Here is a 26149-nt window from a genome sequence, read left to right as displayed (position 1 = left end):
TAACAGCGATCAGAAGGTTGTTCTGTCATCGGAGTGGTAAGTGTAAAAGGTAGTTTAGATAAGAGGGGATGAACGGAATGGAAAAAGCTACATTCGCCGGCGGATGTTTCTGGTGTATGGTTACACCGTTTGAAGAACAACCGGGCATTCATGGCATTATATCGGGTTATGCTGGAGGTCACATCGAGAATCCAACATATGAGCAGGTCAAAACCGGAGAGACCGGTCATGTCGAAGTGGTTGAAATTACATTTGATCCAGATGTATTCCCTTATGAACGACTGCTGGAGCTATACTGGCCGCAGATTGATCCGACGGATGACGGAGGTCAGTTCCAGGATCGGGGGACACAGTATCGTACGGCGATCTTTGTGCATAATGAACGTCAACGTGAGCTTGCTGAACAGTCCAAACAGGAACTGGCAGCCAGCGGACGATTCAATCAACCCATTGTTACGGAAATTCGGGATGCAGCTGTATTCTATCCGGCTGAAGACTATCATCAGGATTACCACAAGAAAAACGAGAAACATTATAAGGAAGACCGTGCGTTATCCGGACGGGACGAATTTATAGACGAGAATTGGAAATAGGATGGTACTCTATTCTGCCAATGTAATAAGCCGGGAGAGCTCCTTATGGAACTCTCCCGGCTTATTATTAGATCGAGTATTTATTTTGCAGAATTGGACTTCAGTACATATTTGGACAATGTCTCATTGTTCATGGAATAGATGATATCATCCATATAAGTAGAGATACCTTCTAATGAAGGAACCGAGGCACTGGTCGTGTAGATATGCACGTCTTCCAGCTTCTGTGGATCAAGAATGTATCCTGTTTTGGCAAAATCAAGCTGGTACTGTCCATCCTGCGTCTGGTCCACACGCATAAGTGCAGGCTGTGCGTCCTTGAATGTACGCTCAGTCACTTTGCCTTTCATCGTGTACAGCTCCAGCTTCTGCCCTGTAAAGACTGTATAACCGTTTCCAGCCGTCTGAATGTAGGCATCACCAGCAATGGCACGTCCCCAAGCAAGTTTGCCATCGACGCCAAAGCCCATCAGTCGGTTACCTGTGTTCTCAAAATTGGCGCGCATAATGATGGAACCGTCGTCCAGAATGGCCAGGGATTCACCGCCGCCATCTCCTAATGTATTTGCATTGGCAGGGAATTGGTAGAAGGACAGACGATTCAACGTACGATCATAGATCTCCACTTTGGGATTCGCGGCTTGCTGCCAGAAGTTGCCTACCTTGGTTTGTTTACTGGCATCTACCACAATTCGACCATGATCAGCCTTAAGAACGCTACCGTTAATGGTCTTCTCGGTAATCAGCTTGCCCTTTTTGTCATATAACGAGATGGCTGAGCGAACCGAACCATTCGATTGTACGCCCTGACTTGAAGCAACCATCAGCGTATCGTTATCCAATAGGGATATGCTTGTAGGTGAATTCACCGTTTTGATCCAGTTGGTTTTACCGGATGTATTGAATGAGTACAATTTTTTGGTTTTGTCCGAATATTCCATATACACATAAACCGTACCGTTGCTGGCATATACCGAATCGGAGTAGGTGGTATAAGGACCACTTTTCTCATGGAATATCGTATTCCACTTCAATTGTCCAGTTGTAGCATCGAATGCTTGGAGAGAGTCCAGTTGCCAGTCGAGTGTTGTTTTGCTGCTTGTTTTGGTCACGGGCTGGGAGGCATGTACATATACAAGATTTTTGGATGGCACGGCATGGATTCCCTTGATCATGACATCTTTCTCTGTATTAGCCTCAGATAACATCAGGGAAGATGACGTCCACGCAGGTTTCGGCATGGATTCGGTTGACGCAGCGGCGTAACCTGTTGTATTCATGGTGAAGAGGAGCATGCCGCTGAGAATGAGGGCAGCCCATGTTTTGGACTTGTGTTTGGTCAATGTATGCAAGTGATAAACCACCTTTCTTCTTCGGTTCAAATAGAACCGATTGTTGAATTTTACCATTAAAGTCAAGCTGAATTCAACCGAACACACTGTAACCTTTTATCATTGGTTTATCGAACTCACTATGTTTCGTGAAGTATAAGGGTTACAAGGAATTCATCTTCTTTCGATGGAGGTAGAAGTCTGATATATTTAGTGCGGTGACAAGCCGTATCTGCGTACGTTGGATAAAACATAGGAAATGACACAAGGAGAATAGCTATGAACTGGAGTGAAAATGTGACCCTATGGGTCATTGGATGTATCATCCTATTGTTGCTGCTGGCCTGGATTATTCGGCGGGTTATCGGGCGCGGGCAGCGGATCCGAAGTGAAGCCAATCCTCGTAAGATCACAATAAAGGACATCGACAAGATGGAGGATGGTTCGGAATTTGAATTATATCTCTATCATTTATTCGAAGAGCTCGGGTACGATGAGGTGCATAAGACAACGAGCAGCCGGGATTTTGGGGCAGATCTGGTGTTTGTTGATAGACTCGGCAGACGAAGTGTGATACAAGCGAAGCGCTATGGTGCGAACCATCCCGTAGGATTGAGTGCAGTGCAGGAGATATATACATCGATGCGTTATTATGAAGCCGACCGGTCGATTGTATTAACGTCCGCCCGTTACACCGAAGCCTGTCGGACGCTTGCAGCGGTTAATGGAGTGAAGCTGCTGGACCGGGAAGACCTGATGGAATTAATCCTGTTATTCAAAGCGAGAAGAGTGGAAGAAGCATTGGAACTGATCGAAGAAGATGATCATGAACCAATCGAGACGTGGCAGTCCCGGCGAAAACGGCAATCCCGCTAAGTACTTGGGTGGAAGCCTTTTTAATGATGTATATGCCCATTCCAGTAGGAAGCACCTTCACTTGCGTAGCTGCACATGATATATTGAGTGTATATCAACCAAAGGAGTGTGTAATCCATTATGGCACGTACACAAACACAAAAAGCATTACGCAAAGCAGAGCGGTCAGGTCAATGGTGCTCGGAACAGAGCCGAAGAGTTAACGGAGATTATGCTGCGTTATCCCAGCATGTACGGCTCATGCCTACGAAGCAGGAAAAATTGCAAAAGGTCAAACACAAGAAGCAGATCATCCAGGATGGTGGTGCTTCTTTTTATTTTGTCCATAAGGAACGGATTGCTGGATAAGTAAAATGATAGAATTTTGTACACTAAATGAAGGGAAGAACCTATACATATGACAACAGCGCTGCACATGAATAAAAAAATCGTTCGGCGTTTTTTGCTGCAAACGCAAGCTTTACTGGGACGTTGGCCCGCAGTTTCCTTACCTTCGGGACCTGACCAAGTTTTGAGTTTGATTCGTTCCCTTGGTTGCGTACAGATCGATCCTGTGGCTGCTGTAACTGGAAACCAGCATTTGGTGCTGGGGGCCCGTGACCCTGGTTATACTGCTGACAGCTTAAATACGTTGCTGAGTGATCACAAGGTGTTTGAATATTTTGCAAATGCTGCCTGTGTCATTCCAATCGAGGACTATGCTCTCTTTGAACCTGTGCGTGCCCGACTAAGGGAGCGTCTGGCTCCGTCCTTGCAAGGTCTGGAGAAAACAGTGCAGCATGTGTTACAGCGTTTGAAGGAAGAGGGTCCTTTACCTTCCAGAGCCTTCCGTGCTGTTGAACGGGTAAGTGGTTATTGGGACAGTGCAGATGTGCCAAAGACAAAGGATACCACACTTGCTCTGAATCTACTGTTGGACTCCGCTGTGATTCGTGTGGTGGCGAGGCAGGGGAATGAACGTTATTTTCATATTACCGAATCTGAGTTGCAGCAACAGGGACTTACGATGAAAGAAGACATCGATGTGTTGGCCCAGAGACAGGCTCTGCTGGATAAATACATTCATGCGTATCGTGTTGTAGATGCCCGTGATCCCCGTCTGGGTTGGCTGAAATCTACAGCGGCTGAACGACGCGCCGATATTGCTGCACGTGTGTCAGATGGGCGAATGATCCCGCTTAAGGTGGAGGACGTGGCGACGCCTTATTATATTCGTGCTGAAGATGAGGATTTGCTGCTGCACATGGAAAGCGAAGAGCCGCACTATGATCCGTCAGGCCCAGTCCGTTTCCTGCCGCCGCTGGACAACCTGTTATGGAGAAGAGAACGTATTGTTGATTTATTTGATTTTCATTATAAATGGGAGATTTATACGCCAGAGGTGAAAAGAACCTACGGTTATTATGCCATGCCTATTCTTCACGGTGATCGGTTGATTGGACGTATGGACCCACGACTTGATCGCAAAACTGGAGTACTTACCGTTCGTTTGTTATCGATGGAGGAGAGTGCTCCACCTGTGGAAGAATGGATTACGGATTTTCGGGAGGGGCTTCAATTCTTTGCGTCCATGCATGGAGCATGTTCCATTACTATCGAGAAGACGGTACCAAAAGAGTTGAAAAAGCAGCTTAAATCGATTTGATTAGGGGAAATACGAAAGAATGTATAGATAAGGAAAAAAATTGGAATTGTTGAGTGATTTTAAAAGGGCAAAAAAAAGGGGAGCCAGATGGCTCCTCCTTCATTGATTTTAAAATCCGATCTTTAACATGATATCCGCAAGTTAGCTCTAACGAAAATCTAAGCTCACGTCCACGCAAAAACTTCTTTAGTTCACCAGATGAGGCATTTCAACGTTGGGATCAACATCTGCTTCATAATCCACACCATCGGTTTCAAAACCAAACAGCTGGAAGAATTCGCGACGGTAACCCTCCAGATCGGACAGATCGTAGATGTTCTCTGTGGTCAACTCATTCCAGAGCTTCGCCACTTCTTCCTGAACGTCAGCTCTCATCTCCCAATCGTCAATGCGAATACGGCCTTCGGCATCGGTTGGAACTTCTCCTCCCGCATACAAGCGATCAGCGAACAGACGTTGCAATTGCTCGATACATCCTTCATGCAAGCCTTTTTCTTTCATGACTTTGTACAATGCTGAGATGTACAGCGGCACGACTGGAATTGCCGAACTGGATTGAGTCACCAGCGCCTTGGCTACAGTTAAGTACGCACGTCCACCTTTGGCACTCAAACGATCATTCAGCTTGTGTGCGGTCGCTTCCAGATGATTCTTGGCTTGACCGATGGAACCATCACGATAAATGGCATGCGTAAGTTCAGGACCGATATAAGAGAAAGCGATGGTTGTTGCATCGTCAGCAAGCACGCCACCTTGTTGCAGGGCATCCATCCATAGTTCCCAATCGTCTCCGCCCATAACAGTTACCGTCTGACGAATTTCCTCTTCGTTTGCCGGTTCAAGGGTAACGGAGCTAATTTCTCCTGTGTGGAAATTTACCGTTTTGTTCGTGTAGGATTGTCCGATAGGCTTCAGCACAGAGTTAAATACTTCACCCGTGTTCGGATCGGTACGGCGTGCCGAGGCTACGCTGTATACAACCAGATCGACTTGACCGAGTTCACTGCGAATCAGTTCAACGGCTTTGTCTCGTGTTTCGTTTGCAAATGCATCACCTGTAACGCTGTACGATTTCAGGCCTGCTTCCTCAGCGGCTTTTTCGAATGCAGCGGAGTTGTACCATCCCGCAGAAGCTGTACGTTTCTCTGTGGAACTGCTTGGACGATAAATGCCGACTGTATTCGCTCCAGCTCCAAAAGCAGAAACGACGCGTGACGCCAGACCGTATCCGGTGGAAGCACCGATCACGAGCACATTACGCGGTCCTTTCAGCTCAGGCTGGGATTTCACATAATCAATCTGTTCCTGCACTTGCGCAGCGCAACCTACAGGATGGGAAGTGGTACAAATAAAACCACGTGTTCTTGGTTTAATAATCATTTATTGGCATCCTTTCATATTCAGCTCATGTTTCAGCATTTCGATAAAATGCTCTTACACATACTTTCTTATTGTAAAACAATTACCTCGGAAACGGAAACCGTTTCGTTTGATTTCACTGGAAGGGTGGCGTGATATCTCTAATTTTGCGATGATGTGAATAGAATGTATTCGCTTGTAAGTATAGAAAGGAAAGGGATACCATGCTGAAGGAACGCATTGAACTGCTAAGCAAAAGAAAACAAATCTCCCGTAAAGACCTTGTGGAAGGTCTGGTCACGCAGGCCCACTTTGCCAATATCCTGGCGGATCGTTATCCTCTCCCTGAGGACTTGGCAGAAGCCATCGCCGGGCGTCTTGGGGTATCCCCTTCTTATATTCTAAAAGTTGCGGCTCAGGACGAGGAAACACTCGAACGGGCAGAGGCCATCTTCGAACAAATGTCTGTTCCAGCGTCGGCGATATCCGAAGATATGGTGCATGCACTGGCAGATCGGGATGACATGCTGACCGTTGAGCTGACAACGGCCTTGATGAAGGCGGTCTATTATCAGCAATTAAACGATGCAACGGCTCATGAGTATATACATACGTCCTACCTTAATTTTTACCTGGAGAAATACGGTCGTCCAGACGATATTGATCTGCCGCGTCCGTTAGTCAAGGCACTTTTATTCTATAAAATACAATATTATCGTTCCAAAATGGCCTTTGTGGATGTACTAATTCATGCAACCAGGCTCAGTGAGCTGGCGCTTCCAGGCAGTGAATTCTGGTTGTCTGTGCAAAATATTAAGATGGAAGCCTACATTCAGGTCAAACAGTATGAAGAGGCAAAACAGGTATTTGAGCTTACGATGCGTCATGTATATGATCAACGGATGTTCCATCGGTTGTCCGGGTTATATGTGGCATATAGTGGCTATTGCTTCGCAATGGGGCTGGTTCAGGAGGGACTCTCGGCATTAACGATGGCGGAGGCAAACCTCGTGTATGCCAGCAACCAGGGAGATCTGGTGACGGCAATTGCCAACAATCGTATTGTCATGCTGACGATGACAGGTGAACTGGATCAGGCACAGGTGGAGATTGAACGATTTGAATCGTTATTACAGCAGGAAACGGAAGAAACACAACAGGCCATGCAGCCGCTCGTCAGTGTGTATCGATGCGAAGTGGCTCTGGCACGGAAGAACTGGGGCGTGCTCGCGCAGAGTGTAGATCAACTCTTGAAATGTGCCACAACACAGGACCAGCAGATGAGCGCAACCTTCTACCAAAGCCATCTGGCTCTTGCGCATGGAGATCGCGAAGTTTTCATGGAGCGTGCACTTGCGTGTCTGCCTTATTTTGAATCCGCGCAGCATGTCATGCGGCTTGAACCGTTATATGAGGGGATGGCCGTAGTATCCGAGGATCAGCGGAAATACAAGGAAGCGGCCATGTATTATCGGAAGCTGGTATATCTGTTACGCAAAAAATAGAGTGGAAATATAATATTATCTGTTTGGAAAAGATGGATTATTTCGACTCTGTTTCATGAGCGTAAGCAGTACTAAGCTCCACAAAGTTCAGGACTTCGTCTGATACAGGGTATAGTCCTGACTCTGCAGCAGGGAGTTTCCTCACTTCCCAAAACTTTTCCATCAATTTCTCATCACCATTAAAAGTATCGTGTGATAACTTCATTAATTCACAGGCAATGTTATAGCCTTCATCGGATTGTGGAGGAACAGATTCCTGTATGCACCACTCAATCCGGCGTATCAAGGAGACATATTGTTGAGTAGTCTTATCGTTATTACTAAGGTTCGGTAATGATCTCTGTAGAAAGGCAACTTCTTCAGTATCAAAATAATCGATCCACTGTTTAGAAATGGGCTGTACGTTATGGACCAGATGCGAAACCCGATCCCAGGAAAGTATGCCTTCTAGATCTATCATATTGATCAAAGACGTAGTATTTACAATACTACCCTGAATTGAAGTTAACTGCTCCTGAAGATGATTATGATGTGCGATCAGAATATGACGAAAAGATAGCTTGTTCATTACATTTTGAATATCTTCAAGCGATAGTGATAGTGATTTAAGCAACGTAATCTTTTCAAGCGTGAATAAATCTTCCTCTGAATAATAACGGCGACCGTTATCTTCCTTATGACTCGGTGTTAGTAGACCGATCTGATCATAATAACGTAGTGTTCTAACGGAGATATTCCTCTGTTTGGATACTTGTCCTGTTGTCCATCTGGGCATGTTATTTATTCCCTCCCATAAAAATGCTTGCAGGTGACGTTACGTCACCTAATATCATTATAATATATAACAGAGGATTGAGGGATTAAGGATGACTAGATCGGTAATGTGGAAGAAGATGGATCATTGGACTTGGCGTGAGTTAATTGTATTACTCACTCTGGAATTCGTATTTGTAATGTTCGTTATCAAATACGCGATACAGTCCATGTATGAGAAGTGGTTTGAGAATACGCTTTATTCAGGGACACTCACAGGGCTTACCATCGCAATTACACTTTTAACGGGACTGTATTTGATTGCTTTACGACCCAAAAAGCTGTCGTGGAGAGATGTAGGAGTGAAGGGATTTCCTGTGAGAGATTGGTGGAGAATTGGACTTTGGTTACTGCTTCTCATCATTTTTAGTATGACAGCAATATATCTCACGAGTTTTCTTGGAAATACGGTAGAAAACAGCAAAACAGAGAGTCTGCAGCGAGATGTCACTCTTTTTACTATCGTTATTGGTATTGTTTCGGCTGGATTTGTGTCACCATTCTATGAGGAGATATTTTACCGCGGATTCATATATCGCTGGCTACGGACTCGTATTAGAATGAAATGGGCGATTGTTGTTAGTGCACTGATCTTTACACTTGCACACTATCCCACGATTAATGCCATGCCCGTGAATTTTATTAGTGGGGTTGTACTTGCATGGACCTATGAACGAACAGGATCGGTCGTGCCCGGCATGATTGTTCACGGTGTGTTTAATACGATTGCCGTAGTGTTAACCGCGATGAGTTAGAATGATGAGTAAGTTAAGGATACACAATTAGTGCTAATGAGTCTTTTGGAGTCACTTATATGGAGAGGATCACTAGTTTGTACACATTTGAAAATGAATATTTGGGCTGTAATTTTGTGCAATGCAACGTATTTGGCACAAAATATGGCCGCCAATCGTGAAATGAAGATCGGATTAGCAGATCTTTTTTGCGGAATTAGCATCATTCCTTACCAAAGAAACGATTATCCCGTAATTCAATTGCCGGATTTTTCGTTTTTTTTTGTATGCCGCCAGAGGGGTATTCAAGGACAAGTCACGGTGTTTATAATTTAACTATAAATACGTGTTCAAAAAGTCTGGTTTTCAGTACCGAGAAGATGGAATGAAGATAGAAATGGAGTAGCGGAGCGTAGGAGACCTACGTGAGCAACGGACATTTCGGCTGAATTTCATATTCGATGCTGATGATGCCGCTAGGCATGATTCGTAATCAAAAGTGGACTTTTTGAACAACTTCTAAAAACAAATAAAACAAATGAGGTGTTTGATATGGGATGGTTCGGTAAAAAGAACAAACAGGAAGATGCAATTGCTAAAGCGGATAAAATGATGAATAAAGGACTCACGGGCATGATGATGAAAGGTTTTGTATCAAAGGAACATCGGGATGCGATCAACCAAAGTCTGGATTCGGCAAAGCAGGCACAGTTGGCGGCGAGTGGTTCTCTGCCTTTAACGGCAACAGCAACGGTGGTGACAATCACCGATACAGGCAAACTGATCAACTTTGATCCGATTGTTGTGCTTGTGTTGGATGTGACAGAAACGAATGGCAACCAGTATCAGCGAACATTGGAGACACTGGTGTCCAAAATGCAGATTCCACGAGTAGGCGATCGGGTGGGGTTAGGTCAAAATCCAGCAAATCCGTCCGAACTGATCTACATGGGGCTACTGTCCATCTAGAAGGTATTTGGTTATAGGACAGTGATACTCTATTTGAATAATGCGTATAACAACGAATGATAGATATACTATTCCAGGTGTTGATAGAGATATTAAGAGAAATATTATGAGAGGGTGGATCATATGGTAGGTTTCCTGAGATTCATTGGTGTATTAACGGTGTTCGGAGTGGGGTTCTCCCCATTTCTGGCACAACAGCTGTGGAATGATCCGTTTATGATTATGCAGGTATGGTGGTATACTCCGGCGATCTTTGCCGGGTTTGCACTGATCTTTGTTCCTGCGATTTTGAGCAATATTTTTGGCGTAGGTCGAGTGAAGACAGGTTTACCAGCAGTGGGGGTCATTAAGACTATACAACAGACGGGGACGTATATTAATGAACAGCCTGAGGTTCGATTGGGTCTGACGGTGTCGCGTAAGGGGCGCGAGAAATACGATACGGAGATGAAAGCCGTCATTCCACTGACCTCCATGGCACAGTTTCAGCCGGGCAGTTTCATTCCGTTAGTTGTTTCCGTAAAGGATGAGCGCAAGGTAGGGCTTGATATGAAGGGGCAATTATCACAGGAGGATATGCAGCAATTGTTGGATGAAAAAATGGTACAGCAAGGGGTATCACCTGAAATGATGGATATTGCAAGAACAGGGGAAAAAGCGATGGCCAAGATCCTTGATGTCACTCCACTTGGGAGTGGAGGCAGTAATAAGATCAAGCTTCAGCTCAAACTCAGCATAACGAAAACGAACGGTAAAACCTTTAATGTGACAACGCAAAAAGAAATTTTGTCATCTGCGCTGCCGCAGGTGCAGCAAGGTCATATCATTAACGTCATCTATTCAAGACAAGATCCAACAAAATTGGTGTTGGCATTGAGTGTACAGGAGCGACAATTAAGTGACTTATTCTCTTCCTGAGGATGTAGACAAAAGGGGGTCCTAGAGATCATGTTTATGACGTGCAGGACCCCCTTTTTCATTTGGTATGTACGAGAGATGCAAGCAACGGACGGTTTTCAGACAATACCAAGGCGCATGCGATAAGAAAAGAGTACTTTTCTGGATTCTCCGTCAAATACACGATTAGCCAGCGCTCTGAACTCGTCAGCAGCTGTTAATAGATCATCCGCTCCGAACTTCAACGCCGTTTGCAGGCCGCCTTGGCTCAGGGCGAGATTGACATATCGATCGGCTGTGAATGTCTCGTGGTGATGAAATACGATTTCCCGGACATATCGGAACAACCCAGACTGCTGAATCTGCTGCAAATGCCCATCCTTGCTCCATTTGTGTGCCTGACTATCCTGGGGAGCCAGACTGGCTGCTCGTTGATCTGCTTCCTTATTCAGCTGCAGATAGGCTTGTTCTAACTGCCAGTCTAACATTGGCGGCCAGTCGCAATCGTAGGCTGCAAATATGCCCCCTGTACGAAGTACACGTGCAAACTCGCGTAGTGTGGGTTGCGGCTCCATCCAGTGAAACGATTGCGAGCAGGTCAGCACATCCACACTGCCATCTGGTAGTCCGAGGTCGTGAGACAAGCCGGACACAAACCGCAGGTTATCCGGCTTCCCGGCAGATTCCCACTTGGATTCAGCTACAGATCTCATGTCATCGCTGGGTTCAAAGGCGATGATACGTTCAGCTTCATTAAGCCAGATCCACGAGGATAAGCCGGTGCCACAACCGATATCTGCGACCATACGTGGTGTGCTGCCAAGATATGTCGTTAGAATATCCACCACTTCAGTGGGAGCAGCTGGTCGGTTCTGATCGTATAACGTACCAAAACCTTTGAAACGTTCCACATTGTTGCGTCTAATGTCTTGCATGGATAAACCTCCTTTGGTCAGATGGATGACGGAGAGTCAGCTGTGATCAAATGTTGTATAGGTCTATATTATATCATTCATGGTTGGGAAGTTTGTTCATGACGTTCTGCAAATGTTCAACGGCTTTGATATGACGTCTGAGCAACTCCTGTCCAACATGAACAGGCTCAATTACGGTCAGCTCGGAACCAAATGACAGCAGGAAGGAGTACAGCCATTCCCCTACATTCAGTTCGAGAGACACACGGAGCCTGCCATCAGGCTCTTTTTTAATGAGGGAAGGTTCGAAAAAATCATACACTCGGTATGCAATGTTGCTGGAGAACGAGAGTGTCAGAGGAGTCAGGACAGGAGCTGCTTCTGATTCAGGGTCGTTTGATCCGGCAGTAACAGAGTGATCGTGTTTTCTCGTTAGAAAAGTCAATTGGGTGATCCGTTTCATTTTGAATGTCTCGAATTCTTTCCGCTCAGGATCATCATGAATATAGCCTTTGAAGTACCATGTACTGTTTTTGAATATAAGTTTCTGTGGCTCCACGGTCGGAATGCTCTTCTCACCATCCGAATTAACATAATGAAACGTAATCAGTTGATTCGTTAATATAGCCTGCTTCACCTGATTGAACAGTTCTCTCTCCTGCAGAGGGATGCTGCCCCATGGTGAGAAATTGAATTCGATCCAATCCAGCTTGTGATCAAAAAGGGCGGTTAACCGTTGGAGCATATGGGCACTGTTAAGATGGGGGATCGCACTGATGCTGTATAGTCCCATCAAAATTTCATTCTGGTCTTCTTCTGACAACAGGGACTTGTCCATGACATAGTTGTCCATCAGATGGATACCGCCATGTTTGCCGGTCGTGGTATAGACGGGAATACCCGCAGCGCTCAACCGGTCGATATCGCGGTACACCGTGCGTACAGAAATCTCGAACATACGGGCGAGTTCGGGTGCAGTGGCTTTCTTTTTCTCCAATAACAAAAGCAACATTCGAAATAGTCGGTTATTTTCCATGCTCTGATTATACCATGACAACAGGTGTCAGGGTATGGATGGTACACTGGTGTAAAAGTCTTACCAAGACATTTTGACTCAGTCTTATAATTTGTTCTTCATTTATTGCGAAGTAGTGAAGGGGACGATATCGATTCTGAAGAAACGAAGTGTTCGCATTTATCATGGGATTTTTCCATTTAGAAATGGGAATAAAAGAAATCCGAGGATAACAGCGATCAGAAGAACGATTCGTGACCGGAACGGCTACTCGCATAATATCAAGCACTTTATATCGAAATGAGTTAAATATGAAGGAGGAACTGATCATGACAATGAAAGAAGGATTTTACTGGGGTGGCGCTACGGCTGCCAATCAATTCGAGGGTGGATGGAACCAGGGTGGCAAGGGGCCAAGCACGTCTGACATGATGACAGGGGGAACCCACACGATTCCACGCCGGATTACGCCTGTACTGGAAGAGGGCGCGTATTATCCGAGCCATGAAGCGGTTGATTTTTACGGACATTACAAAGAAGATATTGCCATGATGGCAGAGATGGGCTTCAAAATGTTCCGCATGTCCATCAACTGGTCCCGTATCTATCCAAATGGTTACGATCTGGAACCAAATGAAGAGGGACTACAGTTCTACGATAATGTTTTTGCGGAGTTGAAAAAGTACAATATTGAGCCGCTCGTAACGATCTCCCATTATGAAACGCCATTTGGTCTGACACAGAAGTATAATGGCTGGGCTTCCCGTGAAGTCATCGACTGTTATATCCGTTATTGTACAACCCTTTTTAACCGTTATAAGGATCAGGTCAAATACTGGCTGACGTTCAACGAAATCAACATCCTGACGATGCCAATGGGCGCTTATATGGGTGCAGGTATCTTGTTCGAAGGCAAAGAGTCATTGACGGATGGTATCGATGATCCACAGACTCGTTTCCAGGCACTGCATCACCAATTTGTTGCAAGTGCTAAAGCGGTCAAACTGGGACATGAGATCAACCCTGAGTTCAAAATTGGCTGTATGGTTGCATTTATGACAACCTACCCCAATACATGTAATCCGGACGACATGCTGCTTGCACAGAAGAAAGATCAGCTGTCCAACATGATCTGTGGTGATGTACAGGTTCGTGGAGCATATCCTGGATTCGCCAAACGTTTCTTCGCCGAGCAAGGCATTCAGATTGAGATGCAACCGGGAGACGAGCAAGCTCTGCGCGAAGGCTGCGTAGACTTCTATTCCTTCAGTTATTACATGTCTTTGGTTGAAAGTGCGGACGAGTCCCTCGAGAGAGCAGAAGGTAATCTGCTGGGCGGTATCAAAAATCCATATCTCGAAGCTTCCGACTGGGGTTGGCAGATTGATCCAAAAGGACTGCGTTACACGCTGAATCATCTGTATGATCGTTATCAGATTCCACTGATGGTGGTTGAGAACGGTCTGGGTGCTATCGATGTGGTAGAGGAAGATGGCTCCATTCAGGATGACTATCGCATTGATTATCTGAAAGGTCACATTGAACAGATGAAAGAAGCGGTAGCTGACGGCGTAGATCTCATTGCCTACACGATGTGGGGATGTATCGACCTGGTTAGTGCTTCCACTGGAGAGATGAAGAAGCGTTATGGCTTTATTCATGTCAACAAGGACAACGACGGTAACGGAGACTTGAGCAGAACACCGAAGAAGAGTTTCCACTGGTACAAAAAAGTTATCGAATCCAATGGTGAAGAGTTATAATTTGGCATAAATCAATACCCGCTTGTTCCTATGCATGGGACAGGCGGTTTTTTGTATTGTGGTGCATAAAATGCAGATTTATTTACATACTGAACTAAAGTGACTAACCTAACTATGATATTTTAAATCTACTTTACGGACACTGTGGAATCGTTGATAACTGATTTTAGAAAGGTGAGATTTCTGTGGACGCGTCTGGGAACCGCTACAATATGTCGCCCATTCATATATTTTTTGTGTTATATGTCAGTTTGGTCAGTGTTGGTTTGATGAATTTTCAATATAAGATGCTTCACGGGGCAGAGAACGATGGTTGGATCAGCATCGTGATTGCCTCTTTTATTGTAGCCGGAGTTATTAAAATGATGTATGTTTTGCTGGGGCGCCAATCCCCGACCCAAGCTACGCTTGTACACATCAATCAACGCTATTGGGGCAGGTACGCAGGCTCCATCATCAACTGGATTTTTATGTTGTACTTTGTGCTGGGTTCTTCTGTGGCCTTCCTTTCCTATGTTCATATTGTTCAATTATGGGTTCTGCCTACCCAAAATACCTGGTTAATCAGTCTGGCAATATTGGTAATAGCCTACTATTGCGTGGCTGGCGGGATACAGTCGGTAACAGGTATGTGTCTTTGGGGAACCCTGTTCATTCTCGTGCTTGTTTTTCCACAAATTTTTCTAGTGTCATCCTATTTACATCCTCGCAATTTGCTGCCGATTTTGGATCATGATGCCTCCTCCATCTGGCTTTCAACACGGGATATGCTCCACGAATTTATCGGCTGCGGTATTCTGCTGGTCGTTTATCCCTTTATCCGAACACCCGAACGTTCGATTAAATGGGCTTATGCTGCAGTCATTACCGCCACAGTGGTGTACCTGGTTTTTTTCACATTTGCCTTTATGTTCTTCAGTCACGGACAAATGAAAGAGCATCTGTGGCCCACACTCAATCTGATCAGTATTATCGAAATGCCCTTGATCCAACGCATGGAGTATCTGGTCTTGTCTTTCTGGTTATTGAAAATGTTAGCGATTATTACGCTGGGACTCTGGGCGGCCTGTCATTGTCTGAAATTAGAGAGGTCGATCAGACCCACCCTGGGTCTGAGGTTCGCTGTGGTAATCTTCGTGATTTTAATCTTGATCATTAGAGATACCAACCAGATTGAGATGATGACAGAGGTGTATATGCGAATTGGAGAAGTGTTGATCTATATGTATCTTCCGCTTCTTTTTCTATTCTCCTTGTTCCGAATCAATCAGGGTCAGTTCTCCCCCACGAAGGACACCACAAATAGCGCGGACAAAGGAGATGAAGAATGAACTTATCTGCCCATACTCAAGAGCAAAGATTGGAGTCCGTTACGGATGTGCTTGCAGCCTGTGGTCGTTCCGATGATTTCATGACCCGTGATATAACCATTGGCAATTTGCCACTCGAATTTTGCTATTATAAAACGCTGGTAGACAGTCATTTGCTGGAAATTGTAATCCATGCGTTGCAAGAGCACACTGCTATTGACACAGTAGTGAGTTTGCACGATCTGATAACTCATATCCCTCTGGAGGAACTGAAAGTTTCGGATCAGAGTGATGAAGTGTTGCAAGCTCTTCTTCAGGGCAATCTGCTGATTCGAGGCCATATTCATGAACAGGAGACCATTCTCGTTCCTATGGCAGGCAAGGAAGGAATCCGAAGTAATAATGATACCGAGAATGAGTTCAGTGTAATAGGTCCCAAAGTTGGCTTCGTGGAATCATTGGCAGTTAATCTGCATTTGATTCGTATGCAGCTGCGCACAACCAATCTGATTGTAAAGGAAATAACGGTAGGGTCCTTGTCCCAGTCCAAAGTGGCCATTCTCTATGTGGAAGGCATCGCCAATCCTGACAACGTGACGAGGATGGAAGAGAGACTGAAGGCTATTGATTTTGATGTTGTATTTGATACCTCACAATTGGATCAATTGATTGCAGATAATTCGTTCACGCCTTTTCCGCTGTTTACCACAACGGAACGCAGGGACAGAGTTATCTATGCACTCATAACAGGCCAAGTGGCGGTGATTAGTGATGGCTCTCCCTCTTTTATAACAGGCCCGTCGACGTTGTTTGATTTCTTTGTCTCTCCGGAGGATTATTATCTGCCTTGGGCGCTGGGTTCCTTTTTTCGCCTGATTCGCATCTTTGGGGTAATTTTCTCCCTATTCGCCTCGGCGCTATATGTTGCCTTAATGACATTTCACTACGAAGTTGTGCCTAAAGAGCTTTTGGGTAAATTGATTTCTACCAGGCAAAGTGTACCTTTTCCGCCTCTTTTTGAAGCAATATTTCTGGAAACGACGATTGAATTTTTGCGGGAAGCCGGCGCGAGATTACCCAATCGTATCGGACAAACGCTAGGCGTAGTGGGTGGCATTATTCTGGGACAAGCTGCTGTAGAAGCTGCGCTTACAAGTAATGTGTTGATTATTATTGTATCCTTGTCTGCGCTTGCTTCGTTTGTCACACCGATCTATAAAATGTCGAATGCGATTCGTTTTTTACGCTTTCCGATTATTCTGTTAGCTTCAATCTGGGGCGCTTTTGGCATTGCGATTGGACTTTGTTTTCTGCTGGTTCATCTGTCGCGTTTGAAGTCCTTAGGTTCACCATACATGTCGCCATTCTTCCCGATGCGGTTTAATGATCTCAAAGACAGCCTGATTCGAGCATCCTATGAACAGACGACTACCCGTCCGAGTTATTTGAGGCCACTCTCTTTCATTCGTTATAAGCCAGGTAAAATGCATCGAACAAATCGTCTGGACGAGGAGTGATTAGGTATGAACCGTATAGGCAGAATCCTGTTGATTTTAATGGTCATATTTCTTCTCAGTTCCTGTAAAGATACCAGTATCATTAACAAGATCAGTCTTGTTCTGACTTCCGCATACGATCTGCAAGACAACCACATCCATAACAGTGTGCTGATTGGGGAGTATAGCGACAAAGACAAAAGTGATGTTAGATTGATGGAAATCGATTCATCGAATAACTTTGACGTTGTGTCAAGGATGAATATGCAGTCGAAGGAACCTATTGAATACGGCCAGTTAAGAGTGATGGTACTCGGGGAAATATATGCACGTCATGGTATTGGTAATATTTTGCATATTCTGTCTCACAATACAAAGGTGTCCAGACGGATGCAGCTTGCGGTTGCTGAAGGCAAGGCGCTGGATATTATTAAAGCATCCATGCCTTTTCAAGATCCGTTATATCTGATGAAATTAATCGAGCAAAATGCCAATTATGCAAATCTCCCTCATTCAAGCTTGCATCAGACGTTGTTCCAGTATTTCAGCAAGGGGCAGGATATTTATCTTCCAAGGCTCACCCTTAATGAACAACAGAAAATTGAATTGGATGGGTTGGTTATATTTAGGGGTGAACTCGCAACGCTTCAGATCAATGAGGAGGAGGGATTATGTTTGAAATTGCTGACAGAGAACGCTAAAAACGGCAAGTTTCTGGTGCCTGTCACAGATGTTCCTAACTTGACACAATCTGTTCCGAAAGAACCTCACTATGCATTGCTTAAAATTTTGTCTTCATCCGTAAAGCATCGGTCTTCTGATCCACAGTCCAAGACTTTGGATACGAGCATTCGGATCAGTGCTTCCGTCATTAAAGACTCTCAAAATGACTTTCTCTTATCGGGCAACGATATGAAAGCTCTGGAGTATGAGATCCAACAACATATGGAAGAGAAAATCAATCGACTTGTTCAGAAATTTCAGTCCGAACATGTGGACCCTGTAGGCTTCGGAGATTATGTGAAAAGCCGTACCCGTCAATGGAATAGCCAGACATTCTACAAGAACTATTCTGCCATGGATATTCGCTTACATGTGGATTTGCACCTCATACAGGATGGGATTCAAGAATAAGATAGGACATTTAACACAAAGAAATACCCGGCTATCCTTCAGTTAAGGAAAGCCGGGTATTTCTTTGTGTAGTACAACAGCGGGCCGCCTAGGCAAGCCTTCTGCTTTGCAGTTGGGACATGCGTTCCAAATGCCGCCGATAAAACCAGATGCATGTGGAGAGCCAGCAACCACTTAAGAAGTATCCGCCGACAATATCACTTGGATAATGTACCCCCAAGTAGATACGACTTATCCCAATGGTCAGTATAAATACGGCGCTGGCAATAATCATCAGTACACGTCCAGTGACGGTGGGTACATGTTTCCAGATTAGAAAGGCCAGTCCACCATACAGGCTAAATGCTGCCATAGAATGCCCACTGGGGAAGCTATAACCGCTCACTTCAATGATCCGGTTAATGGTAGGTCTGGCACGCTGGAATACCAGCTTGAGCAATGCATTTAACAGGGTTGAACCTGCGATCACACAAGCCAGGAAGAGCAGTTCGCGTTTGTGTCGCAGGAAAATGTATAATACAATCATGGCGATGATGGTAATGAAGACCACTGGCATTTCGCTGCCGATCCAGGTGAAAAGGTGCATGAATTGTGTCATACCAGGGGATTCCAACCCCTGAATCCATCCGATTAAGGTATCATCAAATCGATGAATCTGGTTGTCGCTGATGGACAGGGCGATGCTTATAAAGGCGATCATGCATAACGCTGCAACGAGCAACGGGAATGAGACGTTTCTTTTCCAGTTTTGCATCAAATGTTCAGTTCCTCCGCGATGTTTGATTTTGTAGGTTGTGTCTGCGAATGCGATCATAGCCATATTGGTATTGTGCTATAATTTTACAATAATTATTGTAGCAATAAAAATATGTAACCTTAACACGGTTGTTTGAGCAGAGAATCTAATAGGGGAGTGGGCGGAATGAAACGACGGTTGGTGATGTGCATGTTGGTCTTACTGTTGGTTACGTCTGGGTTAGCTCTATTTCCCGGAGAGAAAGTGTATGCTTGCAGTTGTGTCGAGAGTGATGTTCAAGAGAGATTGAAGACAAACACAACTGTATTTACAGGAGAAGTGGTGAAGAAGGGACGTTCTCAACAGTCGAAGCATGATGGCTTATTAAGAGAGTATACCTTTGATGTAGATACTGCATGGAAGGGGGTTAATGCCAAAAAGATGAAAATTCTCGCGAGTGACGGTGGTTCTGAGTCCTGTGGCATTCAATTTGAAAAGAATCAGTCCTACCTGATCTATGCTTATCAATATGAAGTGGATCATAAGCTTCATACGAATCTGTGCAGTCGCAATGTTCCAATTGAACAAGCCGGAGACGATCTGAAATTGCTGGGTGCGGGCAAGCTTGTAAGTAAAGAAGATTTTGGAGAAACCACCGATGGGAGAAGTGAATATATCCAACTCATATTATATGGTGGAGTCATTTTATTGGCAGCGTTGGCAGTCGTGTGGATCTGGAGACGAAAGAAAAGAATCTGAGTGCCCAACGAAAAAAGAAGTCAATCCCCGTACAGAACGTTAAGAAACATTGACGTTCTATACGGGGATTTTCAGGAGTGGCGTCAAATTTTATCCATTTGGAGTCGAGATTATCGATCCAATGGAACTAGTTCAGCTGCAACATGTATTCATAAGCTGTGACACCAAATACCCGTTTGAAATGTCGGTTTAGATGGGTCAGATCGACGAATCCACAATCGGCAACAGCAGCATAGACGTCCTTGTGTGTTTCGATGGATTGACGGGCACGCTCCACCTTGCAGTTTAAGAAAAACTGGTAGGGGGATATGCCTGCATGTGCCTTGAATTCACGGATAAATTGAAACTTGGACATGCCAAATTCGGAGCTTAGGTTGTCCAGCTTGAGCACATCTTCGTTGCTGCAAAACATGATTTCCTTGGCTTTGCGGACCAGGTTGTCCTGAGGCAACCAGAGCTTGGTGTCCATTTCCTTCTGAGCCAGCAGGTGAACCAGATCGAAGACCCGTTCGCTACACTCGGCTTCGTCCTGTCTGAGTTGAACGGCGTCGTTCAGCATCAGGATCTTACGGGCAAGCTCGGGATCATAGACGATGGGACTTCCAAAACGCAATTCCTTTTTGCCTATAATCTCCTCTACCAAATCCGGCTTCAAATACAGCATCACATAGTCAATCCCAGCCTTATCATAGGAACTTCCATCATGGGACTGTTCACGGTTAAACAACATGACACCATTTTGGTGAGAGGCCTGATATTGTCCGTCCAGGTTGTATTGTTGAATGCCGCGCAGGGTTACGCCGACCGCATACTCTTCATGGCAATGTTTTTTGTATGCAAAATCAGTAAAGCTGGCGGATAGTGCCAGCACGTCTTGCGACTTTTTATAGTTAAACCGTTCCATGCAGCACACCTCCCAAGCTTTAGATCAATCCGGATACTATAATGGCTGAGTATAACAAAAAAAGTGCCATGAGAATACTCAGTAATTTTTGGTGCCGATTCAGCAATGTTTTGAAAACCGTGCCAAAAACAACCCAACTGGAATAGGCCAGGAATCCAATGAAGGTAATTAACAGCACGAACAGGAACGAAGAAAATGAACTTTGATAAAAGGGCAATACATAACTTGGGATGACAGTGAAAGTAAACAAGACGACCTTTGGATTCACAAATTGCATGATGAAACCGTTCCAAAATCCGGTAACTTGTTTTGGTGCATCCTCCGTGGAACCCATCTTGTAGATTTGGTACGCCAGATACACCATGTACAGGCCACCGACAATCTGCATCACCTTTAGAATTCCTGGCAACACTCCCGCAAGAAGCTGATTAAGAAAAGCTGAAGCGGTAAGCAGCAGACCAAATGCCAGCGTAGCTCCCCACACATATTGCATCGTTTGACGTGCCCCAACGTGTTGTACGGAAGAAAGAATTACGATATTGCTGGGGCCGGGGGTGAATGTAACGACGATGCAGTAGATTAAAAAAGATGCAAGATTCATAATGCTGATGCTCTCCTCTGGTTGTAGTTTAGTTCCATGATCATACGTCCAGAGGGAGATACCATATAGTACATTATTGCAGCAGATACACGGTTAGCAACAGGAGCTTCCTTTTTAAAAGATAAGGGGGAGTTTTCTTTTTGAATGATTGCGTTTACAATTTAAACGAAGTACAAGGTGATCAGACAACTTGAGGAAGTGAACGGAATGAAAAAAATGCTGCTTGTTTACATTTTGCTAATCTCAGCATTTGCGTTGTATGTGTTGAGATTCGAATACACCAGTCAGGTAAACAGTTCATGGGAGGACCGTGGGCTGCGCGGTGATATCGGAGAGACGTATATCATGATTACATTCCAGTCCGGGCTGGAGTATTGGAAGAGCCCGCTCAAAGGATTTGAGGATGCCGCGGATGCACTTGGCGTGACCGTAGAATATCGCGGGGCTACCCGGTATGATGCGAAGGAGCAGACCATGGTGATCGAGCAGGCTATCGCTCGTAAACCCGCGGGCATTGCTATATCTGCAATCGATCCACAATCGTTAGTTCCAGCGATTAACAAGGCAATCGACGCAGATATCCCTGTTGTATTATTTGACGCGGATGCACCTGATAGCCAGGCCTATTCTTTTCTTGGGACAGATAATTACAAGTCGGGTGTAATGGCTGCCGATAAAATGGCTGAACTGCTGGGTCGTGAGGGAGAGGTCGCGGTATTAACTTTACCTGGGCAACAAAATCATGAAGAGCGGACGAAGGGCTTCCGCGATACGATCAAGGAGAGGTACCCTTCCATGCGGATCGTTGAAGTTGCAGATGGACACGGTGATGCGATGGTATCCAGAGACGAAACACAGAGAATGATGAAGGAACATCCCGAGCTGGCGGGTATTTTTGTGACTGAAGCCACCGGAGGAGCAGGGGCGGGGGAAGCCGTTCAAACTGCCGGGGACAGACATCCATTGCAGATTATTTCGTTTGATACAAATAAGGCTACATTGGACATGATCAAGAACGGTACGATCTCAGCTACAATTGCACAGGGAACCTGGAATATGGGATATTGGTCGCTCCAATATCTGTTCCATCTGCATCATCAGTTAACGGTTCCTGCCCCATCCTCATCCGGTGAAAATGCACCGCTTCCCGTGATGGTGGACACAGGGATCTCTGTGGTGACACGCTCGGATGTGGATGATTACTATGCCAAATAACAAGGGAGATTTCAAGAGTCCAAGGCCTTGGAGCAGGAGAGCGATTCTCTCCACTTTCAGGAACGGGATTCGGCGTTTGCGCTTGCGTAATATGCCCCTTCGCTACCAGCTGATGTTGCTTTTTCTGTTATTCGCCATTGTACCATCCGTAGGGCTTGGGTTGCTTGTGAACTGGACGGTGGAGCGCGTAGTTGAGCGACAGGTTGAAGGGCATACCATGCAACTGATTGGCAAAGTGAATGAAGCTCTGAACAGCAAAATGGAAAATTTGCAAAACATGACCTATCTGATTGCATTTGACCCGGATATTGATGCTTTTATGGACGACAAAATGCCACCGAATGATGATGCAGGCATCGAATCGATGAACAGGGACACAATTACCGAAACGGAGCAAAATCGGTTATATGGCATCAAACAAACCTTGCAGGGGTTCACAACATTATATCCTGAAATCGCCGGAATTGTTCTCGTCAATGCAAGTGGTGACTATATTAGCAACGAGATGTATCCCCGAGCGGAACAGAGCCTGATTCAGGAAAATTGGTATCAAAAAGCTTCGGCCAATCCGGGCATCTTCATGGTATTGGGTCAGCCGAAAGAGCGTAATCTCACGACACATGTACGGTATAAGGACGATGAAATTGTATCGGTTGCGCGTTCCATAACGGATGAAGCGTCAGGACGTGTGCGGGGCGTTATTATGATTGATCTTAAACTAAGGTCCGTCTCTCAGGCTGCCCGTAATGTAACCTTGGGGAAATCCGGTTATGTGATGGTGACGGATGCAGAAGGTCAAAGTGTATATAAGCCGGAGCACCCGCTAATAGAACACATTCCCACAGACTGGTTCCCCTCCGGTGAGAGTGGAACATTTACCGCTGAAACAGAAGGTGGAACGTTATTATTCATGTATCAGTCGTCTACCTTTACGGGTTGGAGAACGGTAGGGGTATTTCCAACAAGAGACTCGATATCCGAAGTGCGCCAAATCCAGTTTTACGTGGTTAGCTTTGTATTTGTGGTGTGTTTGTTTGGCCTGAGCGCCTCTTTATGGTTCTCCCGTTCCATTGCTCAGCCTATTTTCCGGCTCATGTCCTATATGCGCAGGGCGGAGACCGGCAATCTCAGACCAGGTCGCTGGAGCGACCGGGCTGACGAGATTGGCATGCTTGGCAACAGTTATAACCGAATGCTGGCACAGATTCGAGAACTGATATCACTTAATGAATTGCGGGAGCGGCAGAAGCGTGACGCTGAGATGCGAAGTTTGCAGGAGCATATCAAACCACACTTTTTGTACAATACCCTGGATACGATTCATTGGATGGCGCGCAAAGAGGGGGCAGAAGATGTATCCGGCATGGTTGGCGCGTTATCTCGATTATTTCGCATAGGGCTTAGTAAGGGACAGGATTACATTCCGCTGCATTCCGAGATTGAGCATATGACCAGCTATCTGCAAATTCAGCAGACACGATACCGCGATCGTCTTCAGTATACATTGAATATCCCAGAGGAACTGGGGGAACTTTTCGTGTTAAAGCTGCTGCTTCAGCCTCTAATAGAGAATGCAATCTATCATGGGATCAAGGGCAGGCGTGGGCCGGGACACATTCGGGTGGAGGCCAGATTGGAACATAACAGACTACTGCTGACCGTTCAGGATAATGGGGCAGGCATGTCCAACGAACGGCTGGCCGAGATGCAGCAGCTGCTCGAAGCTCCTTTGGCAAGTTTGGAAGCGTCTTCGCCTGGGATGACAGGCAAAAGTTATGGAATGTTGAATGTGCAGGCCCGTCTCCGTCTGTCCTTTGGCGATGAGTACGGTATTGTACTGGAGAGCCAGGAAGGTGAAGGAACGAGTGTGACCATCAATCATCCGTTGATGCGAGAGCTCCCACCAACCAAGCAAATCAATAACGAAGAGAGGCAGGAGAGTGAATGGGAAAATTCATGAAATCAGGCGTGACAACTTCCACTGAAACAGATGAGACATCCGCATCAACCACAGTAATGGAGATTACGCCGGATAGCCATGTGGCGAAGAAATATCGCGTGCTCATCGCTGATGATGAACCGATCATTCGTGAGGGGATTCGGGATGCCATTGACTGGACATCGCTTGGGATGGAGGTTGTAGGTGAAGCGGAAGATGGCGAGGAAGCGCTGGAACGGGCGGCTGACCTGGGTGTGGATATTGTTCTCGTTGATATGAATATGCCATTCCTGAACGGAATCGAACTAATCCGTGCCCTTCAGCAGAAGTGTCCGGGCTGTCGTTACCTGATCATCTCGGGACATGATGAATTTGCATATGCGCAGGAGGCGGTTCGTCTTGGCGTAGAGGATTACATCTTAAAACCTGTGCAAGCAGAACAATTACATGCTGCACTTGAGCGATTGCATCAGCGACTTACTGAAGAGCACCAGAGGACGGCATATGTACAACAGGCAGCTCATCAGATTGAACGTAATATCCCGTTGCTTCGCCAGCGATTTATGCTGGAATGGCTGGAAGGGCAGGCTGAGGGAAGAAATTTGACGGAGCAGCTTGTGTTTTTGCGGCTGCCCGCCGTCCCACCTGTGCAGATTGGGGTCGTACGCTGGCCTGCCGCTGCAGCTCGTCAGACGATACTGAGAGAGAATGATCGTCAGTTGTTTCTGTTTGCAGTGGAAAATATAATTAGTGAACTGCTGGGGGATGTGCCACATGTCCTGTTTCGGGACGTAAGCGGCTTGATCGGCATGTGTCTGTGGCAGGAAGCCCCTGAAGAGATAGAGTCTCTTTTGGAACAACAGATCAGTTCTTGCCTGAATATTGCCATTCATGCTCATGTGGAGACACACGCAGGGACACTGGAAGAAACGCCGGATACGTACCGTCATTGCCGTGAGCGGGTATACGGGGAAGTGCAGTTGTCGCCTCTGGTGCGCCGGGCAAGACAGCTTATTCACGAAGAGTATGCCGATCGGGAACTGACTCTGGAATCGCTCGCTTCCCGTCTACAAGTATCTGCTGTATATCTTAGTCGTGTGCTGAAGAAAGAGCTGAATGATTCCTTTGTCACACTTGTCACGCATGCTCGCATTCGCAAGGCTATACAGCTGTTGGACTCAACAACACTGCCGATCCACACCATAGCTGAGCGTGTAGGTTATGATACCCAACATTATTTCAGCACTGCATTTAAGAAAACAATGGGCATTTCACCAGTGCAGTATCGAAAGAACGGGGGGACAGCTTATCATCCTTCCGCGAATTAAATATCGTATTACAGTTGTTCATTCAGACGTGTGATAAATGAGATGGATGTGTTCTACTTCGCGTGAAGCGAAGTGGAGCATGTCCTTTTTTTTGACTCTGGTATGGTATCTCATGGGTCACACTTGTACTTTAAGCGTTTCCATCAAAAGTTAAATTTTTATAAAAAAGGTTCAAAACGTGCAAAGACCTTGCGGCATCTCGAATGCTACCATTAGTCTCAGACAGGAACAGCAAGCAACAGGATGCACTACATGTATTGTAAGCGTTATCTTATAACTCATTCAGAACCGTATGACGTGAGGAAAGGGGAAC

24 protein-coding genes are annotated in these 26149 nt (G+C 45.6%); 16 read left to right on the top strand and 8 right to left on the bottom strand.

Annotated features, from left to right (window positions below):
- Positions 1 to 77: 77 nt before the first annotated feature.
- Positions 78 to 593 carry a peptide-methionine (S)-S-oxide reductase MsrA gene (msrA, locus tag MKY66_RS22890; RefSeq protein ID WP_076212333.1) on the top strand — a complete coding sequence of 172 codons (516 nt, stop codon included), beginning with the start codon at positions 78 to 80 and terminating at the stop codon, positions 591 to 593.
- Between the two features lie 80 nt (positions 594 to 673).
- Here the strand turns inward: msrA and MKY66_RS22885 are convergent, their stop codons facing one another.
- A complete protein-coding gene (locus MKY66_RS22885; protein WP_076212331.1) occupies positions 674 to 1945 on the bottom strand; it encodes a PQQ-binding-like beta-propeller repeat protein in 1272 nt (423 codons plus the stop codon).
- Between the two features lie 258 nt (positions 1946 to 2203).
- On the opposite strand from MKY66_RS22885, the gene MKY66_RS22880 reads away from it, so the two are divergent.
- The 3 genes from MKY66_RS22880 (at position 2204) to MKY66_RS22870 (ending at position 4445) form a co-directional block, all read left to right on the top strand.
- Complete coding sequence (locus MKY66_RS22880) at positions 2204 to 2800, top strand: restriction endonuclease (protein ID WP_076212330.1); 597 nt, start codon at positions 2204 to 2206, stop codon at positions 2798 to 2800.
- A 120-nt stretch (positions 2801 to 2920) separates the two neighbouring features.
- Positions 2921 to 3148 carry a hypothetical protein gene (locus tag MKY66_RS22875; protein WP_076212328.1) on the top strand — a complete coding sequence of 76 codons (228 nt, stop codon included), beginning with the start codon at positions 2921 to 2923 and terminating at the stop codon, positions 3146 to 3148.
- Between the two features lie 67 nt (positions 3149 to 3215).
- The gene (locus MKY66_RS22870) at positions 3216 to 4445 is read left to right on the top strand and encodes a crosslink repair DNA glycosylase YcaQ family protein (RefSeq protein ID WP_076212574.1); all 1230 of its coding nucleotides are present in this window, start codon (positions 3216 to 3218) and stop codon (positions 4443 to 4445) included.
- Positions 4446 to 4631: 186 nt separating this feature from the next.
- Here the strand turns inward: MKY66_RS22870 and fabV are convergent, their stop codons facing one another.
- A complete protein-coding gene (gene fabV / locus MKY66_RS22865) occupies positions 4632 to 5825 on the bottom strand; it encodes an enoyl-ACP reductase FabV (RefSeq protein ID WP_036617082.1) in 1194 nt (397 codons plus the stop codon).
- A gap of 203 nt (positions 5826 to 6028) precedes the next feature.
- Between fabV and MKY66_RS22860 the strand changes: the two genes are divergently transcribed.
- Positions 6029 to 7309: a transcriptional regulator gene (locus tag MKY66_RS22860; protein WP_076212326.1), complete on the top strand. Its 1281-nt coding sequence runs from the start codon at positions 6029 to 6031 to the stop codon at positions 7307 to 7309.
- Between the two features lie 37 nt (positions 7310 to 7346).
- On the opposite strand, the gene MKY66_RS22855 is transcribed toward MKY66_RS22860, so the two are convergent.
- Positions 7347 to 8084 carry a MerR family transcriptional regulator gene (locus MKY66_RS22855; protein WP_076212324.1) on the bottom strand — a complete coding sequence of 246 codons (738 nt, stop codon included), beginning with the start codon at positions 8082 to 8084 and terminating at the stop codon, positions 7347 to 7349.
- A gap of 91 nt (positions 8085 to 8175) precedes the next feature.
- Here MKY66_RS22855 and MKY66_RS22850 point away from each other — a divergent pair, with 91 nt between their 5' ends.
- From MKY66_RS22850 to MKY66_RS22840, 3 genes are all read left to right on the top strand, one after another.
- Positions 8176 to 8877 (top strand): type II CAAX endopeptidase family protein, encoded by a 702-nt coding sequence (locus tag MKY66_RS22850; RefSeq protein WP_076212323.1) that lies wholly within the window; start codon positions 8176 to 8178, stop codon positions 8875 to 8877.
- 531 nt (positions 8878 to 9408) lie between these two features.
- The gene (locus tag MKY66_RS22845) at positions 9409 to 9825 is read left to right on the top strand and encodes a hypothetical protein (RefSeq protein ID WP_017686889.1); all 417 of its coding nucleotides are present in this window, start codon (positions 9409 to 9411) and stop codon (positions 9823 to 9825) included.
- Positions 9826 to 9948: 123 nt separating this feature from the next.
- A complete protein-coding gene (locus MKY66_RS22840; protein ID WP_076212321.1) occupies positions 9949 to 10743 on the top strand; it encodes a hypothetical protein in 795 nt (264 codons plus the stop codon).
- Between the two features lie 98 nt (positions 10744 to 10841).
- Here MKY66_RS22840 and MKY66_RS22835 read toward each other — a convergent pair whose 3' ends face one another.
- Complete coding sequence (locus tag MKY66_RS22835; protein ID WP_076212320.1) at positions 10842 to 11657, bottom strand: class I SAM-dependent methyltransferase; 816 nt, start codon at positions 11655 to 11657, stop codon at positions 10842 to 10844.
- A 73-nt stretch (positions 11658 to 11730) separates the two neighbouring features.
- A complete protein-coding gene (locus MKY66_RS22830) occupies positions 11731 to 12648 on the bottom strand; it encodes a YafY family protein (RefSeq protein ID WP_083657151.1) in 918 nt (305 codons plus the stop codon).
- A gap of 332 nt (positions 12649 to 12980) precedes the next feature.
- Here MKY66_RS22830 and MKY66_RS22825 point away from each other — a divergent pair, with 332 nt between their 5' ends.
- The 4 genes from MKY66_RS22825 to MKY66_RS22810 all read left to right on the top strand — a co-directional run bounded on the left by MKY66_RS22825 (position 12981) and on the right by MKY66_RS22810 (position 18354).
- Complete coding sequence (locus MKY66_RS22825) at positions 12981 to 14414, top strand: glycoside hydrolase family 1 protein (protein ID WP_076212318.1); 1434 nt, start codon at positions 12981 to 12983, stop codon at positions 14412 to 14414.
- A 212-nt stretch (positions 14415 to 14626) separates the two neighbouring features.
- Positions 14627 to 15745 carry a GerAB/ArcD/ProY family transporter gene (locus MKY66_RS22820; RefSeq protein ID WP_143760335.1) on the top strand — a complete coding sequence of 373 codons (1119 nt, stop codon included), beginning with the start codon at positions 14627 to 14629 and terminating at the stop codon, positions 15743 to 15745.
- Positions 15742 to 17241, top strand: a complete 1500-nt coding sequence (locus MKY66_RS22815; RefSeq protein WP_076212307.1) for a spore germination protein — start codon at positions 15742 to 15744, stop codon at positions 17239 to 17241. Before MKY66_RS22820 ends, MKY66_RS22815 begins: the two co-directional genes overlap by 4 nt.
- 6 nt (positions 17242 to 17247) lie before the next feature.
- Positions 17248 to 18354, top strand: a complete 1107-nt coding sequence (locus MKY66_RS22810; protein WP_076212305.1) for a Ger(x)C family spore germination protein — start codon at positions 17248 to 17250, stop codon at positions 18352 to 18354.
- Positions 18355 to 18442: 88 nt separating this feature from the next.
- On the opposite strand, the gene MKY66_RS22805 is transcribed toward MKY66_RS22810, so the two are convergent.
- The gene (locus MKY66_RS22805; protein WP_083657149.1) at positions 18443 to 19108 is read right to left on the bottom strand and encodes a phosphatase PAP2 family protein; all 666 of its coding nucleotides are present in this window, start codon (positions 19106 to 19108) and stop codon (positions 18443 to 18445) included.
- A 168-nt stretch (positions 19109 to 19276) separates the two neighbouring features.
- On the opposite strand from MKY66_RS22805, the gene MKY66_RS22800 reads away from it, so the two are divergent.
- Positions 19277 to 19849, top strand: a complete 573-nt coding sequence (locus MKY66_RS22800; RefSeq protein ID WP_076212303.1) for a hypothetical protein — start codon at positions 19277 to 19279, stop codon at positions 19847 to 19849.
- A gap of 127 nt (positions 19850 to 19976) precedes the next feature.
- Here MKY66_RS22800 and MKY66_RS22795 read toward each other — a convergent pair whose 3' ends face one another.
- On the bottom strand, positions 19977 to 20753 hold the full coding sequence (locus tag MKY66_RS22795; protein WP_076212301.1) for an AraC family transcriptional regulator: 777 nt from the start codon (positions 20751 to 20753) through the stop codon (positions 19977 to 19979).
- 19 nt (positions 20754 to 20772) lie between these two features.
- A complete protein-coding gene (locus MKY66_RS22790; protein ID WP_076212299.1) occupies positions 20773 to 21354 on the bottom strand; it encodes a LysE family transporter in 582 nt (193 codons plus the stop codon).
- 207 nt (positions 21355 to 21561) lie between these two features.
- Between MKY66_RS22790 and MKY66_RS22785 the strand changes: the two genes are divergently transcribed.
- From MKY66_RS22785 to MKY66_RS22775, 3 genes are all read left to right on the top strand, one after another.
- Positions 21562 to 22569: a substrate-binding domain-containing protein gene (locus MKY66_RS22785; protein ID WP_076212296.1), complete on the top strand. Its 1008-nt coding sequence runs from the start codon at positions 21562 to 21564 to the stop codon at positions 22567 to 22569.
- Positions 22570 to 22660: 91 nt separating this feature from the next.
- Positions 22661 to 24529, top strand: coding sequence for a sensor histidine kinase (locus MKY66_RS22780; RefSeq protein ID WP_076212294.1), 1869 nt, complete (start codon positions 22661 to 22663; stop codon positions 24527 to 24529).
- Between the two features lie 56 nt (positions 24530 to 24585).
- On the top strand, positions 24586 to 25836 hold the full coding sequence (locus MKY66_RS22775; RefSeq protein ID WP_179088543.1) for a response regulator: 1251 nt from the start codon (positions 24586 to 24588) through the stop codon (positions 25834 to 25836).
- The last annotated feature ends 313 nt before the right edge of the window (positions 25837 to 26149 follow it).

Origin of the sequence: Paenibacillus sp. FSL R5-0766 (assembly GCF_037971845.1) — a bacterium.
Taxonomy (GTDB): domain Bacteria; phylum Bacillota; class Bacilli; order Paenibacillales; family Paenibacillaceae; genus Paenibacillus.
Note: the sequence above shows the minus strand (reverse complement) of the source record. Positions and strands in the feature narration are given on the sequence as shown.

What these genes read in the sequence shown, in the direction of transcription:
- MKY66_RS22835 (WP_076212320.1), bottom strand. Translation starts at nt 11,657, where the DNA reads ATGCAAGACATTAGACGCAACAATGTGGAACGTTTCAAAGGTTTTGGT.
- MKY66_RS22870 (WP_076212574.1), top strand. Translation starts at nt 3,216, where the DNA reads ATGAATAAAAAAATCGTTCGGCGTTTTTTGCTGCAAACGCAAGCTTTA.
- MKY66_RS22780 (WP_076212294.1), top strand. Translation starts at nt 22,661, where the DNA reads ATGCCCCTTCGCTACCAGCTGATGTTGCTTTTTCTGTTATTCGCCATT.
- MKY66_RS22845 (WP_017686889.1), top strand. Translation starts at nt 9,409, where the DNA reads ATGGGATGGTTCGGTAAAAAGAACAAACAGGAAGATGCAATTGCTAAA.
- MKY66_RS22830 (WP_083657151.1), bottom strand. Translation starts at nt 12,648, where the DNA reads ATGTTGCTTTTGTTATTGGAGAAAAAGAAAGCCACTGCACCCGAACTC.
- MKY66_RS22840 (WP_076212321.1), top strand. Translation starts at nt 9,949, where the DNA reads ATGGTAGGTTTCCTGAGATTCATTGGTGTATTAACGGTGTTCGGAGTG.
- fabV (WP_036617082.1), bottom strand. Translation starts at nt 5,825, where the DNA reads ATGATTATTAAACCAAGAACACGTGGTTTTATTTGTACCACTTCCCAT.
- MKY66_RS22795 (WP_076212301.1), bottom strand. Translation starts at nt 20,753, where the DNA reads ATGGAACGGTTTAACTATAAAAAGTCGCAAGACGTGCTGGCACTATCC.
- MKY66_RS22805 (WP_083657149.1), bottom strand. Translation starts at nt 19,108, where the DNA reads ATGCAAAACTGGAAAAGAAACGTCTCATTCCCGTTGCTCGTTGCAGCG.
- MKY66_RS22785 (WP_076212296.1), top strand. Translation starts at nt 21,562, where the DNA reads ATGAAAAAAATGCTGCTTGTTTACATTTTGCTAATCTCAGCATTTGCG.
- MKY66_RS22790 (WP_076212299.1), bottom strand. Translation starts at nt 21,354, where the DNA reads ATGAATCTTGCATCTTTTTTAATCTACTGCATCGTCGTTACATTCACC.
- msrA (WP_076212333.1), top strand. Translation starts at nt 78, where the DNA reads ATGGAAAAAGCTACATTCGCCGGCGGATGTTTCTGGTGTATGGTTACA.
- MKY66_RS22825 (WP_076212318.1), top strand. Translation starts at nt 12,981, where the DNA reads ATGACAATGAAAGAAGGATTTTACTGGGGTGGCGCTACGGCTGCCAAT.
- MKY66_RS22775 (WP_179088543.1), top strand. Translation starts at nt 24,586, where the DNA reads ATGGAGATTACGCCGGATAGCCATGTGGCGAAGAAATATCGCGTGCTC.
- MKY66_RS22815 (WP_076212307.1), top strand. Translation starts at nt 15,742, where the DNA reads ATGAACTTATCTGCCCATACTCAAGAGCAAAGATTGGAGTCCGTTACG.
- MKY66_RS22860 (WP_076212326.1), top strand. Translation starts at nt 6,029, where the DNA reads ATGCTGAAGGAACGCATTGAACTGCTAAGCAAAAGAAAACAAATCTCC.
- MKY66_RS22820 (WP_143760335.1), top strand. Translation starts at nt 14,627, where the DNA reads ATGTCGCCCATTCATATATTTTTTGTGTTATATGTCAGTTTGGTCAGT.
- MKY66_RS22880 (WP_076212330.1), top strand. Translation starts at nt 2,204, where the DNA reads ATGAACTGGAGTGAAAATGTGACCCTATGGGTCATTGGATGTATCATC.
- MKY66_RS22810 (WP_076212305.1), top strand. Translation starts at nt 17,248, where the DNA reads ATGAACCGTATAGGCAGAATCCTGTTGATTTTAATGGTCATATTTCTT.
- MKY66_RS22800 (WP_076212303.1), top strand. Translation starts at nt 19,277, where the DNA reads ATGAAACGACGGTTGGTGATGTGCATGTTGGTCTTACTGTTGGTTACG.
- MKY66_RS22855 (WP_076212324.1), bottom strand. Translation starts at nt 8,084, where the DNA reads ATGCCCAGATGGACAACAGGACAAGTATCCAAACAGAGGAATATCTCC.
- MKY66_RS22875 (WP_076212328.1), top strand. Translation starts at nt 2,921, where the DNA reads ATGGCACGTACACAAACACAAAAAGCATTACGCAAAGCAGAGCGGTCA.
- MKY66_RS22850 (WP_076212323.1), top strand. Translation starts at nt 8,176, where the DNA reads ATGACTAGATCGGTAATGTGGAAGAAGATGGATCATTGGACTTGGCGT.